This window comes from Pseudarthrobacter sp. CC4 (assembly GCF_048957775.1).
Classification (GTDB): Bacteria; Actinomycetota; Actinomycetes; order Actinomycetales; family Micrococcaceae; genus Arthrobacter.
On sequence record NZ_JARCCZ010000014.1, the window covers coordinates 24,633 to 41,081 of the forward strand.

The window sequence follows — 16,449 nt, forward strand, 5'->3', positions numbered from 1 at the left end:
GGTTCGGCGAAGCGCCCCTTTTTCAACAGAGGGCCTCCTCGACGGCGTCGATAACCTCCGCCGAATCGGGCTCCACGGTTGGCGCGAAGCGGTTCACCACCTGGCCGTCCCTGTTGACCAGGAACTTCTCAAAGTTCCATTTCACCAATCCGGGCAGAAGCCCGCTTTTGAACTTGGTGAGCTCCGCGTAAAGGGGGTGCTGGTTCCTGCCGCGGACGTCCGCCTTGAGGGTGAGGGGGAAGGTGACCCCGAAGTTGCGCTGGCAGAATTCGGCGATTTCGCTGTCGCTGCCCGGTTCCTGCCCTGCGAACTGGTTGCACGGGACGCCGAGTACTTCAAACCCCCGGTCCCGGAACTTTTGATACAGCGTCTCCAGCCCCGTGTACTGGGGCGTGAACCCGCAGTTGGAGGCAACGTTGACCACCATCACCACTTTGCCCTTGAACCTGCCAAAATCGGTCGGGGAACCGTCGTTCAGGGTCAGCGGAACCCGGTACAGGTCAGTTACGGGCGGCTTCCCCAAGAAGTTGTCCATGCATGGAATTCGTTGCCAATGGATCACGGTATTGGTCCGGGCTTGGCGTTTCCAGCACGGATTTCCGGCGCACTTCAGGGCGCCGATGAGGAGCTGGTTGCCGATGGCGCCGGTTAGATGGGGGCCGGCTCGGTCGGGGCAGGCTCAACCGGGGCCGGCTCGGTCGGCGCAGGCTCGGTCGGGGCCGGCTCAACCGGCGCAGGCTCGGTCGGGGCCGGCTCAACCGGCGCAGGCTCAACCGGGGCCGGCTCAACCGGCGCAGGCTCAACCGGGGCCGGCTCAACCGGGGCAGGCTCAACCGGGGCAGGCTCAACCGGGGCAGGCTCAACCGGGGCAGGCTCAACCGGGGCCGGCTCAACCGGGGCAGGCTCAATCGGCGCAGGCTCGGTCGGGGCCGGCTCAACCGGGGCCGGCTCGGTCGGGGCCGGCTCAACCGGGGCGGGCTCGGTCGGGGCGGGCTCAACCGGGGCGGGCTCAACCGGGGCCGGCTCGGTCGGGGTAGGCGTCCCAGTCTCAGTCGGCGACGGCGTCCCAATCTCAGTGAGCGACGGCGTTCCAGTTTCCGTCGGCGACGGCGACGGCGACGGCGTGCCAGTTTCCGTCGGCGTGGGGGACGGCGTGCCGGTGTCGACCGTCGCCACCAACAGCGACGAGGATGCTGGCCACGCAGAGGAGCCAGCCGCCGTCGTCGGGACATTTGCCCAGGGGGCGGCCGAGGGAGCCTCGCTGCCCAGCCCCACCGGAATGGTCCAGCGTATGGGCCCCGTGGAGGCAACACCGGGGACTGGCAGGTAGGTCAGCAGCTCAGCGGGCCCGGCGCCAAGCGGGCGTACCGCCATGAGGCGCCATTTCAGCGGATTCGTGTGGCGTCCGTTGAGGATTGTTTCGAAATGCAGGTGGCATCCCGTCGACCACCCGGTAGTGCCTACCCGGGCAATGGCTTGCCCAACATTGACGAAGTCACCGCTGCGGACGGCAATGGACTCGAGATGGTTGTAGGTGGTGACGAGTCCGTTGCCGTGATCGATCTCAACCCGGTTGCCGCCGCCCCATGGATGCCATCCGGCGGCACGGACCACGCCTGAATCCGCCGCGTAGACCGGGGTCCCGCAGGGGGCCGAATAGTCCTGGCCCAGATGGAAGTCCCCTGCCAGCCCGGACAACGGGCTTACGCGGAATCCGAAGGGCGACGAGGGAATAAGCAGTTTGAGGGGCGCCATGAGATAGCCTGCCGGCGGCCTTCCCACCCCTGAGAGCCCTACCGTGACCGGCGCCGGAGCATCCTCACCGAGACTTCCTACGAGCGGGCGTGGAAAGGCAATTTCGGCTTGGGGAGCGGCCAGGACCGCGGCTGTACGGGGAGCCGCCACAAGGCTGTCCGACGGCGGTCCCGCGGCGGCAAATCCAGTGGCCTCAGTACCAGCGACGGTGCCGGCACTGAGACCAGTCGAATTCCCCGCAGCACCGGCGCCCGGACGGGCAACGGATGCCGCTGCGGTTCCCGTTTCAGGAGCGCTGCCGGAGAGGTTGAAGGCGCAGACGGAAATGGCGAGCGCCCCCGTGGCGGCCAGTGCCCGCGCTACAGGCAGGCAAAAGCCCTTGGCGTTCTTATCGTCCTTCCCGGATACCGCGTGATTGCCCACAAGACTGACTCCAGGACTTGGCCACCCGCACGCGTCTTGACGGTACCTACCATGAGAGCATATGGCCGCAGCCCTGTGAACCCCGGAGCGGGGACACTGCGGGGTTTTTTGTGGAGACTGCCGTTTCCAGCGCCGCCAGGTGGTACAGGACCAGTCGCTGCGGCTGCACTAAAAGGTGCTTACGATAAGCTCTACAGCCGAGTTCTCCACAGGAGGGCGTGCACCATCAGGAACATTCTCAGTCCCATCAAGAAGCGCCTGGTCCGAACCTTCAGCAACGGTTCCGAAGGCGTTCAGCAGTGGCAATTGGATCTTGCGGAGGGCGATGACCCGGGGTACCACCTGCCCGGTTCCGCGGTATGGGCAGTGCACGGTTCAATGTCGCCCATTGTCGCCGGAATCCGCACTCTGTTGATGCAGTCCCTGCACCCCGGCGCCCTTGCCGGCGTCCACGAACATTCAAACTTCCGCGAGGACCCGCTGGGCAGGCTGGCCAACACCATCCGCTGGATCTTCACAGTGACCTATGGCTCCAAGGAGGCCGCCGAGAACGCCTCACGGAGGGTGCGCCGGCTGCACGAGGCCGTCCAGGGCAGCTACCGCGACAGCCAGGGGGCGCAGCGCACCTACAGCGCCAACGATCCGGAACTGGCCAGCTGGATCCATCTGGCCTTCACTGACGCCTTCCTCACCGCCCACAAGCTGTGGGGAGGCACGATTCCCGGCGGACCGGACGCGTACGTCCGGGAGTGGGCCCAGGCCGGCCGGCTGATGGGAGTGGAAGACCCGCCGCTCACCGAGGCGGAATTGCACAGGCAACTGGACCGCTGGTACGAAAGCGGTGATCTCCGCGTTGACGCCCGCGTGGCAGAGACAGTGGAATTCGTCCGCAACCCGCCCTTGAACCGGGTGCTCCGGCCGGGTTACCGGATCCTGTTCGCGGGCGCCGTGTACAGCCTGGAGCCAAGGTACCGCCGGATGCTCGGGCTGGACGTTCCCCGGCTGGGTCCCCTGCCGCTGCCGGTGAGGCTCGCGACAAAGCTGGTTCTCGGCGTCGTACGCCTGGCCTTGGGACGCAGGGGTCCAAGCGAGCTGGCCGCCAGGGAACGGCTTCGCCGGCTTGGCGTGCCGTCCGCGGAGGCGGGATGATCGCTGCAACAAAAGAAAGGACCCTGCCCCCGATTGAACGGGGGCAAGGTCCTCACCGGCGGAGAATGGGGGATTTGAACCCCCGAGGGCGTTAACCCAACACGCGTTCCAGGCGTGCGCCATAGGCCGCTAGGCGAATTCTCCAGCTGCTTCTGAATCAAAAGCAGATACTAGGTTACCTGATGTTTTCCGCATCGCCCAATTGGCCGAAACCGGCTGGTCCTCCACCGGCCCTAAGGACAGCGGCCCTGCTCCTTAACCACGAAATGGACGCCCCCAACGCGCCCATTCCCCGGACACCGTTGAGCTGCCGGGTCCGGCCCGTTCAGCCAGGCCACGCACCTCACAATCTGGAGATTGCCCCAATCGGTGTATGTACCCATATTCAGGGGAGTTGCCGGGATAAGCAACGGGTGTTGTCCGTTTGCCGGCTGCATTCGGGCACGATGGAAACCATGAATAAGCTGCATGCGCTGGTGGTCTACGTCCCCCGTTCCCACACGGAACGGGTCCTTGCGGCGATCGGTGACGCCGGAGCCGGCAGGATCGGCAATTACTCGCACTGTTCGTTCGTCATGTCCGGGACGGGCCGCTTTACTCCCCTGGAAGGCTCCAAACCGTACCTTGGGCAGGTGGGGAAACCGGAGGAGGCGGCCGAGGACAAGATTGAATGCGTGGTTGACCAGGCATTGCTGGGCGCTGTCGTTGCAGCGCTGCGGGCTGCGCATCCCTATGAGGAACCAGCCTTTATGAGCTGGCCGGTGGGGGGCTGGCGCTGATCGAAGGCCGATTCGAGTCGGGCCGGAAGTTCAGGTAAAGTGTCTGACGGCCCCTCATGTGGCGTCATCCTGTTGAACTCCCCCAGGACCGGAAGGTAGCAAGGGTAAATGGGCTCTGGCGGGTGCATGGGGGGTCTTTACTATTCCCCCACAGGGCGGCAGGATGTCGGCCCGGATTGGTAGGGTTTTCTCTGTGACAGTTACTACCGCCCTCTACCGCAGATACCGTCCGGATTCGTTTGCTGACGTTATCGGGCAGGAGCATGTCACCGAGCCGCTGATGACGGCTTTGAGGAAAAACCGGGTCAACCACGCCTACCTCTTCTCCGGCCCCAGGGGCTGCGGCAAGACCACCTCGGCCCGGATCCTGGCGCGCTGCCTCAACTGCGCCCAGGGCCCCACTGACACCCCCTGCGGCACGTGCCCCAGCTGCGTTGAGCTGGCCCGCGGCGGCTCCGGTTCGCTGGATGTCATAGAGATTGACGCCGCCAGCCACGGCGGCGTCGACGATGCCCGGGACCTCCGTGAGCGGGCCACCTATGCACCTGTACGGGACCGCTACAAGATCTTCATCATTGACGAGGCCCACATGGTCACGTCCGCAGGCTTCAACGCCCTGCTGAAGATCGTGGAAGAACCACCCGAACACATCAAGTTCATCTTCGCCACCACGGAACCGGACAAGGTCATCGGCACCATCCGCTCCCGCACCCACCACTACCCGTTCCGGCTGGTGCCGCCGGAACCGCTGATGGCCTACTTGGAGCTCCTGTGCAGCCAGGAGAACGTCCCGGTGGCCCCCGGCGTCCTGTCCCTGGTGATCCGTGCCGGCGGCGGCTCCGTCCGTGATTCGCTCTCCGTCCTGGACCAGCTGATGGCGGGCGCCGGGCCGAACGGCCTGGACTACGAACTTGCCGTGGCGCTGCTCGGATACACCCACGCTTCACTGCTCGACGACGTGGTCGAGGCCGTTGCCGCTTCTGATTCCGCTACCGTTTTCCGTGCCGTGGACCGGGTGATCCAAACCGGCCATGATCCCCGCCGCTTCGTTGAGGACCTGTTGGAGCGGTTCCGCGACCTCATCATCGTCCAGGCGATGCCTGAAAGCGCCCAGACCATTCTCCGCGGCATGCCCGCGGACCAGATTGCCCGCCTGAAGAACCAGGCCCACAACCTGGGGGCGGCCGAGCTGTCTCGCGCCGCGGACGTCACCAACACCGCGTTGACCGAGATGACCGGCGCCACCTCCCCGCGGCTGCACCTTGAGCTGCTGTGCGCCCGGATCCTTTTGCCCAGCTCGGAGCAAAACGAGCGCGGCATGGCCGCCCGGATAGACCGCGTGGAGCGCAGGCTGAACTACGCCGGGAACGACGTCGGTGCTCCCGCCGGGTCAAGTGCGGACGGCTCCACACCGGCCGCCGCCCCTGCCGCTCCCCCGGCACCCCGTCTCCCGGCGTCCAATGCCCCTGCCCCTGAAACAAGGCCCTCTGCTCCTGAATCTTCAACTGGCGCCGCCGGTGCCAATGGTCCGGCTCGGGATGCCGCGAAAGCGGCGCCCGCAGCTCCGGCCGTTGCGGGCCCGGCGCCCAGCGCCCCGGCCACGCCGGCAGCTGCCGGAGCGGGCTCCGTCGGGGAGGCTTCCCCTGCGGTCGGCGGACCACGCTCTCCCTTGACCGCCCCGCGGGTCAGCACCAGCGACTGGCCGGTAGAAGATTCGGCCGGGAACCGCCCGTCGCCCGCCTCTTCGGATCGTCCAGCCGGACGCGACCCGGGCTTTGCCTCGCCGCAGCCCCAGGTGGGGCCGGACGCTGCGTCCGGCCCGGCGCAAGGTGCCATGCAGACTCCGGGTTCCGGCCCGGCGCATTCTTCCGGCAAGACGCCCGCCTCCGAGCCCAAAGAATCCCCGTCTACCGGCCAGGCGGAGACGTCGTCCGCGCCGCCGGCGCCCGCTGCTGCGCCCGGACCCATGGGGGACGTGGAGGTCTTGCGCCGCGCCTGGCCCGACGTCCTGCAGACCCTGTCCAAAATCAAGCGCAGCACCTGGGCGCTCGTTGAACCCAATGCCCAGGTTGCTGCCTTCGACGGCCACAGCCTCACCCTTGCATTCACCACGTCCGGACTTGCCGGAGCCTTCGGCCGGGCGGACCATTCGGAGAATCTGCGCCAGGCCATCCACAAGACCGTAGGCATCGACTGCCAAATCACTGCGTCGGCCGGTGGCGGCACGCAGGCGAGCTCTGACCCAAACCCAAAAGTGCCCGCCAGCCGGGTGGCGTCGGCAACTTCGGCTGACGTCGCTTGGGGGCTGGCACCGGCTTCTGCCCCGACGGGCAGCGATGCCGCACGGCAGCCGGGCCCCGCAGGCGGGCCCGTTTCCGCGAGCCCGCAGCAGTCTGTGCCGGACGCAAAATACCAGCAAAAGGCACGTCCTGGGCAGGGGCCGGCTGATCCGGGCCAGGCCGACGGCGTTGCGCCGGAAGGCGTGGCGGCCCAGGCAGCAGCCGCGGCACTTTCGGCCCCGCTTCCCGGAAGCGGCGCCGTGCGGCCCGCATCCGGACAACCCGCTGCGCAGGTCGCGGCCGGCGAAGGCTCCGCCCCGGTTTCGGTGCCCCGCGCCGCCGTGGAGGAAGACTATTCATATTCCGACGACGACTGGGGTCCGGCCAGGGACGAGGACGCTCCGCCTCTGGACGAAGAACCTCCCCTGGACTGGGCCCCGTCCAACCGGTCCCGGCCCTCGGGAGTGCCGGCCGCTTCAGGCCCGTCGGGCACCCCGGGCACCGGTTCCGGTGTAAAGGGGCCGTCGCCGGCCACCTCCGGCCCCGTTGACGTCCCGGGCGTCCAGCCTCACGGGCCTGATGCTGCCGCCAGCACGGCTGCATCACCGCATGATCCTTGGACCCGCGCCGTGGAACAGGCCCCCGGGGTCTGGGTGGTCGGCGAAGAAAGCAACGTGGGCAGGGCAGCCTCCCCGGCGGCGCCGGACGAGGCACCAACCGGGCCGGTTGCCACACCGCGCTACGAGCCCGCCACCGCCCAGGTGCCACCCTCAATCCCTGTCACGAGGGCCGGCGCCAGCCCGGAGCCGGACTGGGGCCTGGCTCCGTCTTCACCATCTCCAGGCGCCGGACGGTTTGGAACGGAGGAACCGGGCGGGGGCAATTCCTCACCGGACACCGCGCGGGCGCCGGAGTACGCCATGGCGTCAGCTTCCCCGGCTCCCGCAGCCGCTCCAACCCAGGCTGTCCCGGCCAAGGCTCCTCAGCCGTCCTCGGCTGCCGCAGCCCAGGCACGGCAAAGCCTTTACCAGCGACTCTCCAACAGCCCTGAAGCGGAAGCCGGCCGCGCCAAGGCCCCGGCCCGTGCCGTGGCAGCTGCTGCCACCTATGTCCAGGACATCCCGAGCGCAGATGATGAGACGATCGAAGAGTCCGGCGTGTTCGGCCGTGCCGCGGTGGAGCGTATTCTGGGCGGGAAGCTGATTGAGGAGCGCTCCCCCGACGGAAGTCCCATCACACCGCGATATTGACGGTTCCCGGTAAAACGGGGCCCCGCTCCAAGTCTTTGCCCTGCCCGCAATCCATCCCAAACTAAGGGGAAAACGTGTACGAAGGTGCTGTCCAGGAGCTGATTGATGAGCTCGGACGCCTTCCGGGGGTGGGCCCCAAATCCGCCCAGCGGCTTGCGTTCCACATCCTCGAAGCTGACCCCCAGGACATGAAGCGCCTGGTTGAAGCGATCACGACTGTCAAGGAACGGGTCAAGTTCTGCACCGTCTGCGGCAACGTCACAGAGCAGGAACTGTGCAACATCTGCCGTGACCCGCGCCGGGATCCGGCGGTGATCTGCGTTGTAGAAGAATCAAAGGATGTCCTGGCCGTGGAACGCACGCGGTCGTTCCGGGGCCGCTACCACGTGCTGGGCGGCGCAATTAACCCCATTGCGGGCATCGGACCCGAGCAGCTCCGCATCCGCGAGCTCCTGACCCGGCTCAATGACGGCGCCATCCAGGAAGTCATTATCGCCACCGACCCCAACCTTGAGGGCGAGGCCACTGCCACCTACCTGGCCCGTATGCTCAAGACAATCGGCATCACCGTGACCCGGCTGGCCTCCGGGCTGCCGGTGGGCGGCGACCTGGAATACGCGGATGAGGTCACCCTTGGCAGGGCGTTCGAGGGCCGCCGGAACGCCCTCACCTGACCTGGCCCTGACCCTGGCCCGGGTAAGCGCGGCACGAGGCACACGCGCGGCCTGCGTCAGGGCCGCGGACGCCGGCGCGAAACAGCCGCCCTGTTTCCGGCGGCCAGCAGCGCTCCAGCCACTATGGCCTGGCCGGCAATTCCCACCACAGGCAAGGGCATCCGGGCCGAATCCCTGGTCAGCGGTTCCCCGTTCACACAGGGGACCTGGGTGCCGTCCCCTGCTTCTTGAATGGCTGCCGGCACCCATCCCAGGACAGCCCCGGCCGGATCGGCGTCAGCGCCCAGCGCCAGGAAAACTACCGACGGGCTGATGGCAGCCAGCCACATGATGCGCTCGGTATGGTAGACCTCGGCTGCGCCGGCCGGGACTCCCGAGCACTCGTAGGCCTGGCGTGTGCCGGCGGGCCCCCACTGCACATTCATAGCGACGGTTACTGGTTCCACCGCCCGGACCAACGGCACCAGGGCGGCAGCAGCACCGGCCGAGCCAGCCACCAGGATTCCCGCTAATACCCAGCCCGCCACACGGGCCGGTCCCGATTTCCGAACCGCAGCCGCCACCCCCACTCCAACGGCGCCGAAAACGGCGCCCTCAACAGCGGTGACCCCGGCAGCAGCTGCCGCCACAGCGCCTGATCCGCCGGCCGCCAGCGACTGCAGCATCAGTACGCAGAACGTTAGGGCAGCCAGGACGAGCCCACGGAATGTGGTGGCCAGCAACGCCGGGAGGATCCTGCCGCCCACGGCCGGCTCCCGGGCTGCGGCAGCTTGTCCATGGCACTGCATGCCCCAGGCCACCGCGAGAAAGGCCGCGACGGACGGCACGAGGGTTGCGGCGAGCGCGTACACCAGCATCGGGGCGTTGTACCCGCCACTCCCCTGTCCCAGCGACGCAAACATCACTACGGCGGCGGCGGCAGCAGCCCAGGTTCCTAAGACAGCGCCGCCCGCCTGCGCCCAGAACCTGGCGGTACGGATGCTGCGGACCACATCAGCCAACGCCGGCTGCATGCCCGGCCGGCCGCCGCGCACCTGTTCCCGGCCGCCGTCGTCGTCATCCTCCCAGCTGGGGCTGCCCGTACCGCCGGGGTTCGCGCCTATCGGTTCGTAAAAGGGTTCGGGGGCTGGATGCACAGCAGGCTGGTCGTCGTCGGTCATGGGGAAGCCCCGCCTTTCCACGGACAGGCCCCAGCCCCGGCTCAGACCGGCGAACGTGCCGGCTGGGTCCTATCGTTGCCCAACACGCCAGCGCTGTCCAGAGCCGGACTAGGCGATGCGCACGCCCCTGGCCAGCTTGTGCGCTGGCGTCCGGAGCGCCCGCCAGCCCAGCCACATCAGCAGGGTGGACAGCACCAGCTGAAGCCCCAGCCCAAGCGGCCACAGCGGTGTCTTCTGCCCCAGGTATGGCGGCTGGACCAGTCCGTTGGCGCACGGGACGGTGCCGTCCGGGCCGGCCATGGCCTGCCGGGCGCCCTGGCTGATTCCTTCGATGGTCCCGACGGAGGCGAAACCCGTCTGCGCTGTGCGGTCGCGGTAGGGGATGGCATCGGCCACCACCACAAAGGGGTTCATGCCCAGCAGCCAGGCAACCCGCTCGGTACGGAGGGCAGGCTGTTCCCGGAGCGGGCCCGAGCAGGTGTACTCCGGCCCAAACGGCCCGGACTCCAGGGGTGCGTACTGGCGGTACTGCGGGTTGTTGGCCATGACGGTGCCCTGGGCCAGGCCTGTGCCAAGCCCGAAGGAAATCAGCGTGCCGAAAACCAGCCCGGCCACCGCCAGGTAAGTCACCACGATGGAGAACAAGGGCCGCCCGGCCAGAGCTGAAATCCCTACGCCCAGGGCGCATACGATACCCACTTCAACGGCCAGCATCAGCAGTGCCACCAGCACGTGACCCGGCGTCATTCCCCCAAGAGCCACACCGATGATCAGGAACGGCGCGCTGGCCACCAGGAAGGCAAGGGCTGCCAGCCAGGCGGCAAAAAACTTCCCCCACAGGATCTGGCCGGGTTCGAGCAGGGTGACCTGCAGGATCGCCAGGGTGCCGCCCGCCCGGTCCCCGGTGATGGCATTGGCGGACAAGGCGGGCGCCACCAGCAATGCGAACAACAAGACAAATGCCAGTACCACTTCAAAGATCATGGAACCCGGGCCGGCTTGCTCCGGCGGAACATAGCCTCCATACGCCCGCTGGGCAGCCTGGGAAGCGTTCCAACTGGCCCACGTCAGCAGCGTGACCACACCGGTCAGGACAAACCAGATGGCCAGCATGATGTACCAGCCGCGCGAACGCAGGCGCTGCTTCAGTTCCAGGACCACCACATTCCTGATTCCCGCAAGATAGGCGGCTGATGCGCCGCTTCCGGAGGTGTCCTGCCTGTTGTCGGTTGCCTGGCTCACTGCCGCTCCCCCTCGAGGTTCATGTAGGTCTCTTCAAGGGCCCCGCTGGCGGGGGCAAAGGAAATGATTCCGACGCCGGCCAGCACCAGGTCCCGCAGGAGGCGCTCCGCATCGCCGTCGTTATTCAGCACCAGGCTCACGCCCGGACGGCGGCCATCCTCGACGCGGAACGCCATTCCCAGCCCCGTTAGCCCTGCGGCCAGTGCTGCCGGATCCGATCCGGAAATCGCGTACCGCCGGCCCGCGGCGGCTGCTTCCGCCGTGGTCTGCTGGCGGACTGTGCGGCCCTTGTTGACGAACACTGCGCCGTCGGCGATCTCGTCAAGTTCAGCGAGGACGTGGGATGAGACCACCACGGCCTTGCCCTCCGCCGCCAGCTGCCGCAGCATAGTGCGAAGCTCCACTCGCGAGCCCGGGTCCAGGCCCGAGGCGGGCTCGTCAAGGAGCAGGACGGAAGGGTCGTGGATCAGTGCCCTGGCGAGGCTCAGCCGCTGCTGCTGCCCGCGGGACAACACCCGTGCCGGCTGGTCCGCGAGATCGTCCAGCCGCACCCTTTCCAGCATGGTGGCCACCCGTTGCCCGAGGCCTTCGGCCGGCAGCCGGTAGAAACGGGCCATCTGGGTCAGGATCTCCCGGGCGGTCAAAGACTCCCACACGCCCAACGTATCGGGCATCCAGCCCAGGCGCCTTCTGACCTGCGCGCGGTGGCGGAGTGGATCCAGGCCTGCCACGCTGATGGTCCCCTCATCCGGCGCCAGCAGCGATGCAAGCATCAGCAGGAGCGTCGTTTTGCCGGCGCCGTTGGGGCCGATCAGGGCGGTCACCTTCCCTGCCGGAGCATTGAAGTCCATGTGCTCGACGGCGCGCACCGCGCCGAAGCTTCGGCTGACACCCCGTGCCGATATTCCGTCGTCGGACACCGGCCCGCCCGAATCTCCCGGTACCTCAGAAATCATTGCCATCTATCTGCACCTGCCCCCACAGTCATTGCATTCTGACGCTCTGAGCCTACGCCGTCCCTGCCCTCCCGGGGCTGCTTAGCCGGCCGGAAATGGTCACAATTCAACCCCCGGCAGCGGGCGGCGATAAACTGTGGGGAGAAGTCGCGCCGACCAGGCGTCAGGCTGCCTGGCCTCCAAACTCCTACCGATCCAGTGAAGGTACGCGCATGAGTACGCCCACTACCGAAGTGCACAACGCAACGCAGCCGCAGGGGCTGCCCACCGGCCGTGCGGTGACAAAGCAGCTCATCGTGCAGAAGTTCGGCGGATCCTCCGTGGCAGACGCGGACGGAATCAAGCGGGTTGCCAAACGCGTGGTGGACGCCCAGGCCGCCGGCAACGAGGTGGTTGTCGTCGTCTCCGCCATGGGTGACACCACGGACGAACTCCTGGACCTTGCCGCCCAGGTGACAGACTCCGCCCCGGCCCGCGAAATGGACATGCTGCTGTCCGCCGGCGAGCGCATCTCCATGGCGCTGCTGGCCATGGCCATCAATAAACTGGGCGCCTCCGCCCAGTCCTTCACCGGTTCCCAGGCCGGCATGATCACTGACGGCATCCACGGCAAGGCCCGGATCATCGATGTGGATCCCCACCGGATCCGGACGGCGCTGGACAAGGGCAACATTGCCATTGTGGCCGGATTCCAGGGCATGAGCCGGGCCACCAACGAGATCACCACCCTCGGCCGGGGCGGGTCAGACACCACCGCCGTGGCGCTGGCGGCGGCCCTCGAGGCGGACGTGTGCGAGATCTACACGGACGTGGACGGCATCTACACCGCAGATCCCCGCGTAGTTCCCTCCGCCCAGAAAATCGAGCGGATCTCCAGTGAGGAAATGCTGGAGCTCGCAGCGTCCGGCGCCAAGATCCTCCACCTGCGCTGCGTGGAGTATGCCCGCAGGTTCGGCGTTCCCCTGCACGTCCGTTCCTCATTCAGCCAGCACGAAGGCACCTGGGTCATCCCCAGCGCCGAAGACAAGATCACCACACAAGAGGGAGTTGCCTTGGAGCAGCCAATCATCTCCGGCGTCGCGCACGACCGTTCCGAAGCCAAGGTCACGGTTGTTGGCGTTCCGGACATTCCGGGCAAGGCGGCAGCGATCTTCCAGGTCATCGCCGACGCCCACTCGAACATCGACATGATCGTGCAGAACGTCTCCACCCACGGCACGGGCCGGACGGATATCTCGTTCACGCTCCCCATCGTGGAAGGCGCCGACGCGCTGGCGGCCCTCCATGCGGCGCAGGACCAGATCGGCTTCGAGAGCATCGAGTACAACGAGCAGATCGGCAAGCTGTCGCTCATCGGTGCAGGCATGCGCTCGCACCCCGGCGTCTCGGCAACGTTCTTCAAAGCGCTCTCCGACGCCGGTATCAACATCAACATGATCTCCACTTCCGAGATCCGCATCTCCGTTGTGACCCACGCGGATCTCCTGGACGAGGCTGTGCGCGTCATCCACAAAGCCTTTGACCTGGACAGCGAAAACGAAGCGACGGTCTACGGCGGCACCGGCCGCTAGTACGGCCGGCAAGCCAGGGCCCCAAGCCGGGCCGCCGCAGGCGCGGGAAAGCCGGGCTCCTTCCGATATTCGGAGGAAGCCCGGCTTTCCTGCGTTTGGGATGCCCCGGCCTGAGCCGGCGGTTCAGCTTTCCTTCTCGAGGTCTTCCCGGCGCACAGCGTAGTGATGGCCGGTCGAATCGGTTTCCACGACGAAGTGCGAGAGGTCCTCCTCCGAGGCTTGTTCGAAAGCGTCATGCTTGTGGACCACAGGCGTATCCGGGTCCAGCCGCGTGGCCGGGCCAAAGACGAACCGCAGCCTCTCGGTGAGATTCATGAAACCACTGAGTACATGTGCCACTGTTTCCACCCCCTTCCCGGACATCGGGGAAAGCGCTCCTGCCGGCAGGAGCCAGTGCCCTTATTTTATGCCTGCGGGCCGGAAAAGGCTCCCGGCCAGGACAGCTTTGCCGGGGTCAGCGAAGGGATTTGTCCTCTGGATTCCTGGGGACCACGTAGGTGCTGCCGTCCGGCCGCTTCACGGTCTCCCACTGCTGGGTCTCAGCCTCCCGCTGGGCCAGCAGCCTGCGGTTTTCATCCGTCATGGCGTGGCCCAGGGATGAGCGGTTCGCGGGGCCGAAGATGGCCCGGAGCCTGCCGGTGGCCCGCATGAAGCGCTGCGAAGCGTTTCCCTTGCCTGCTGAGTTGCCCTTACCCATGAAACTGGCTCCTTACCTGACATGCCTACCGCTGAAAGTGTACGCTAATGATTAGTGCACTAACAATCGGAGGAGCCATGACAACGGCAACGGGCAGTGACCAGGGGCAGGACGAGGACCTGCTTCTGGAACACCAGTTGTGTTTCGCCCTGACGGTGGCGGCGCGAAGCGTTGTAGGCGCCTACCGGCCGGTGCTGGAGAAGCTGAACCTTACCCACCCCCAGTACCTGGTGATGCTGTGCCTGTGGGAAGCGAGCCCCCGGACTGTCCGCAATATCAGCGAGGCCCTCGCCCAGGAACCGGCCACCATCTCCCCGCTCCTCCGCAGGCTTGAGGCCGCGGGCCTGATTACGCGACGGCGGGCAGACGGAAATGAGCGCGCCCTTGCCGTCGAGTTGACCCCCGAAGGCGCCGCGCTCCGGCAGGAGGCGCTTAATGTTCCCGGGACCATGATGGAACGGCTGGGGTTGAGCAGGCACCAGGTCGGCGAACTGCATGCGGCCATGATGGGGCTCATTGCGGCCACCTCCAACACCGGCCAGATGCAGGACCGGCAGTAGAATAGCGGCATGAAGGGAAGGCCGCGATCCCCGGGCAGGACGCCCACGAGCATGATGTCCAGCACGATGATCTCCACAGGGGCGAGGCCCGCAGGAATGTTCTCCACCCGCAGAATTCAGGTCCAGTCGCTTGCCTTGCTCTTGGCAGCGGCGCTGCTCCCGGCCTGTTCCCCGGGCCAGGGCGGCAGCACCCCGACCGGCGGACCTTCCGCATCTCCCTCTTCCTCCGCCACCAGTTCCCCGCAGCCGTCCGGCAGCCCGTCTGCCGACGCCGAGACCTCCGTCCCTGCCCCGGCTCCCGAGCCTTCGCCGGCGCCGTCAGGACCGGGCAAGGGTAACGCCGAACTTGCCATCATCGTCGTTCCAGCCGAGGGGCAACCGGAGATCAGCTACACCCTGGTCTGCGCCGACGGTGTCCCTGCTGCTGAAAGCGTCCACCCGGCCGCTGATGCGGCCTGCGCTGCGCTGAAGGAAAACGCCGGGCTGTTAAGCCCCTCCGCTCCGGCAACGGACCAGGCCTGCACTGAACAGTACGGCGGCCCGCAGAAAGCCACCGTGACTGGTGTTGTGGACGGCGTGCCGGTAGACGCTGCCTTCTCCCGCACCAACGGATGCGAAATCAGCGCCTGGGACGCTGCGAAGGATGTCCTGGGTGCCGCCGGTGGAGCTTAAGCTTCTGGCGGCGGATGTTTGGCGGCCGCTGGAGGAGGCCCACCACCAGCGCGTCAGCCGCTACGCCGACCCCTACCTTGCCCGCAGGTCTGCGGGCAAGAAGCACCCGGTGGAAGACTTCCTGTTCACCTACTACACCCAGAAACCGGGCCAGCTGCGGCGCTGGCACCCCGGCGCCGGGTACGTCCTGGCGGGCAGGGCAGCGGCCGCACGTACGGCCTGGAAGCACTACAGGACGCTCGACGACGGCGAGCTTGCCTTCCTGGGGCTGCCGGAAGGAAGCACCGCGGTCACCTTTGACCTGGACGCCTTTCTTGCCGAACGCAGCGAGGCTGTTGCCTTTGCCGGCATCATCGTGCGGGGGACCGCCGCACGCCCGGCCCAGTTCGGCTGCTTTGGCCTGCACGAATGGGCGATGGTCTACCGCCAGGACAAGTTCGACCTGCGCCATGAATACCTCCAGCTGCGGCTGGGTTCGGCAGGCACTGACAAGGTGGTGGAGGACAACAGGATCCGCTGCACGCACTTCGATGCCTTCCGCTTTTATACGCCGGACGCCGTTCCGCTGAATGAGTTTGCGCCGAGCCGGGACAGCCAGCGCCACCAGGAACAGCCGGGCTGCCTCCACGCCAACATGGACCTGTACAAGTGGGCCTACAAGCTGCTGCCGGCCCTGTCCAGCGAACTGGTGATGGAATGCTTCGAGCTGTCCTGGCGGATCCGCGCCATGGACATGCAGGCTTCTCCCTACGACCTGGCGGAGTGGGGCTATCCGGCCATTCCCATCGAGACGCCCCAGGGGAAGGCAGCCTACGTGGAGCACCAGCGCTCCTTCGCCACCGAGGCAGCAGCCCTACGCGAGAGGCTGGCCGTTGCGCTGGACGCACTGTCCCCGACCGTTCCCGGCGTGACCGCATGATCGATCTCACTGTCAGGCTCAAGGAGGATCCGGCCGCCGTCGAGCACGTATTTCGGCTCATAGCCGACGACGGACGTAACCAGCCCGGGAGCACGCTGCCGGACCCCGAAGCTGCCCTCGCAGCCGTGGAGAAGTACGGCGAGGACATCTTTTTTCCCAAGCCCGGACCACCACGCCTGTGCACGCAGCAGTATGGCGGGCCGCAGGTGGCCGTGGTGACTGGAATCTTCCATGGCCGCCCTGTCAATTCCATTTTCAGGCGGACGGACGGCTGCGAAATCGCGCGCTGGAACGCAATGGCACCGCTGCTGGGCAGTGCCGGCGGGGCATGGGGCAACACCTAGGACCCCGATGCGGCACGGC

General features: G+C 67.0%; 16 protein-coding genes, 1 tRNA gene and 1 other RNA gene. 10 read left to right on the forward strand and 8 right to left on the reverse strand.

Features of this window, described 5'->3' with window-relative positions; translation table 11 throughout:
- Positions 1 to 22 precede the first annotated feature (22 nt).
- Positions 23 to 535 carry a glutathione peroxidase gene (locus tag PV768_RS10670; RefSeq protein WP_321215263.1) on the reverse strand — a complete coding sequence of 171 codons (513 nt, stop codon included), beginning with the start codon at positions 533 to 535 and terminating at the stop codon, positions 23 to 25.
- 113 nt (positions 536 to 648) lie between these two features.
- Positions 649 to 1,755 (reverse strand): peptidoglycan DD-metalloendopeptidase family protein, encoded by a 1,107-nt coding sequence (locus tag PV768_RS10675; RefSeq protein ID WP_421093001.1) that lies wholly within the window; start codon positions 1,753 to 1,755, stop codon positions 649 to 651.
- A gap of 681 nt (positions 1,756 to 2,436) precedes the next feature.
- Between PV768_RS10675 and PV768_RS10680 the strand changes: the two genes are divergently transcribed.
- Positions 2,437 to 3,327: an oxygenase MpaB family protein gene (locus tag PV768_RS10680; RefSeq protein ID WP_323057794.1), complete on the forward strand. Its 891-nt coding sequence runs from the start codon at positions 2,437 to 2,439 to the stop codon at positions 3,325 to 3,327.
- Positions 3,328 to 3,386: 59 nt separating this feature from the next.
- Here the strand turns inward: PV768_RS10680 and PV768_RS10685 are convergent.
- Positions 3,387 to 3,471, reverse strand: a tRNA-Ser gene (locus PV768_RS10685).
- Between the two features lie 311 nt (positions 3,472 to 3,782).
- On the opposite strand from PV768_RS10685, the gene PV768_RS10690 reads away from it, so the two are divergent.
- The 4 genes from PV768_RS10690 to recR all read left to right on the forward strand — a co-directional run bounded on the left by PV768_RS10690 (position 3,783) and on the right by recR (position 8,309).
- Entirely contained in the window at positions 3,783 to 4,106 is a 324-nt protein-coding gene (locus PV768_RS10690; protein ID WP_157239325.1) for a hypothetical protein, read from the forward strand.
- Between the two features lie 45 nt (positions 4,107 to 4,151).
- Positions 4,152 to 4,248, forward strand: an RNA gene (gene ffs, locus PV768_RS10695) — signal recognition particle sRNA small type.
- Positions 4,249 to 4,269: 21 nt separating this feature from the next.
- Positions 4,270 to 7,635 (forward strand): DNA polymerase III subunit gamma and tau, encoded by a 3,366-nt coding sequence (locus PV768_RS10700; protein WP_421093002.1) that lies wholly within the window; start codon positions 4,270 to 4,272, stop codon positions 7,633 to 7,635.
- A gap of 74 nt (positions 7,636 to 7,709) precedes the next feature.
- A complete protein-coding gene (gene recR, locus PV768_RS10705; RefSeq protein ID WP_050056466.1) occupies positions 7,710 to 8,309 on the forward strand; it encodes a recombination mediator RecR in 600 nt (199 codons plus the stop codon).
- 56 nt (positions 8,310 to 8,365) lie between these two features.
- Here the strand turns inward: recR and PV768_RS10710 are convergent, their stop codons facing one another.
- The 3 genes from PV768_RS10710 to PV768_RS10720 all read right to left on the reverse strand — a co-directional run bounded on the left by PV768_RS10710 (position 8,366) and on the right by PV768_RS10720 (position 11,673).
- Positions 8,366 to 9,469: a hypothetical protein gene (locus PV768_RS10710; RefSeq protein WP_421093003.1), complete on the reverse strand. Its 1,104-nt coding sequence runs from the start codon at positions 9,467 to 9,469 to the stop codon at positions 8,366 to 8,368.
- A 108-nt stretch (positions 9,470 to 9,577) separates the two neighbouring features.
- Positions 9,578 to 10,711: an ABC transporter permease gene (locus PV768_RS10715; protein ID WP_323057718.1), complete on the reverse strand. Its 1,134-nt coding sequence runs from the start codon at positions 10,709 to 10,711 to the stop codon at positions 9,578 to 9,580.
- Positions 10,708 to 11,673 carry an ABC transporter ATP-binding protein gene (locus tag PV768_RS10720; protein WP_321215255.1) on the reverse strand — a complete coding sequence of 322 codons (966 nt, stop codon included), beginning with the start codon at positions 11,671 to 11,673 and terminating at the stop codon, positions 10,708 to 10,710. The genes PV768_RS10715 and PV768_RS10720 overlap by 4 nt, the downstream gene beginning before the upstream one ends.
- 206 nt (positions 11,674 to 11,879) lie before the next feature.
- Between PV768_RS10720 and PV768_RS10725 the strand changes: the two genes are divergently transcribed.
- Complete coding sequence (locus PV768_RS10725; RefSeq protein ID WP_157239329.1) at positions 11,880 to 13,238, forward strand: aspartate kinase; 1,359 nt, start codon at positions 11,880 to 11,882, stop codon at positions 13,236 to 13,238.
- A 123-nt stretch (positions 13,239 to 13,361) separates the two neighbouring features.
- On the opposite strand, the gene PV768_RS10730 is transcribed toward PV768_RS10725, so the two are convergent.
- Together PV768_RS10730 and PV768_RS10735 are read right to left on the reverse strand one after the other, a co-directional pair.
- Positions 13,362 to 13,577, reverse strand: coding sequence for a hypothetical protein (locus PV768_RS10730; RefSeq protein WP_104999594.1), 216 nt, complete (start codon positions 13,575 to 13,577; stop codon positions 13,362 to 13,364).
- A gap of 115 nt (positions 13,578 to 13,692) precedes the next feature.
- The gene (locus PV768_RS10735) at positions 13,693 to 13,935 is read right to left on the reverse strand and encodes a hypothetical protein (protein ID WP_323057719.1); all 243 of its coding nucleotides are present in this window, start codon (positions 13,933 to 13,935) and stop codon (positions 13,693 to 13,695) included.
- Between the two features lie 77 nt (positions 13,936 to 14,012).
- Here PV768_RS10735 and PV768_RS10740 point away from each other — a divergent pair, with 77 nt between their 5' ends.
- From PV768_RS10740 to PV768_RS10755, 4 genes are all read left to right on the forward strand, one after another.
- The gene (locus PV768_RS10740; protein ID WP_421093004.1) at positions 14,013 to 14,495 is read left to right on the forward strand and encodes a MarR family winged helix-turn-helix transcriptional regulator; all 483 of its coding nucleotides are present in this window, start codon (positions 14,013 to 14,015) and stop codon (positions 14,493 to 14,495) included.
- Positions 14,496 to 14,591: 96 nt separating this feature from the next.
- The gene (locus PV768_RS10745; RefSeq protein ID WP_421093057.1) at positions 14,592 to 15,167 is read left to right on the forward strand and encodes an SSI family serine proteinase inhibitor; all 576 of its coding nucleotides are present in this window, start codon (positions 14,592 to 14,594) and stop codon (positions 15,165 to 15,167) included.
- Entirely contained in the window at positions 15,139 to 16,086 is a 948-nt protein-coding gene (locus PV768_RS10750) for a 3-methyladenine DNA glycosylase (protein WP_421093005.1), read from the forward strand. Before PV768_RS10745 ends, PV768_RS10750 begins: the two co-directional genes overlap by 29 nt.
- A complete protein-coding gene (locus PV768_RS10755) occupies positions 16,083 to 16,430 on the forward strand; it encodes a serine protease inhibitor (protein ID WP_157239338.1) in 348 nt (115 codons plus the stop codon). The genes PV768_RS10750 and PV768_RS10755 overlap by 4 nt, the downstream gene beginning before the upstream one ends.
- The last annotated feature ends 19 nt before the right edge of the window (positions 16,431 to 16,449 follow it).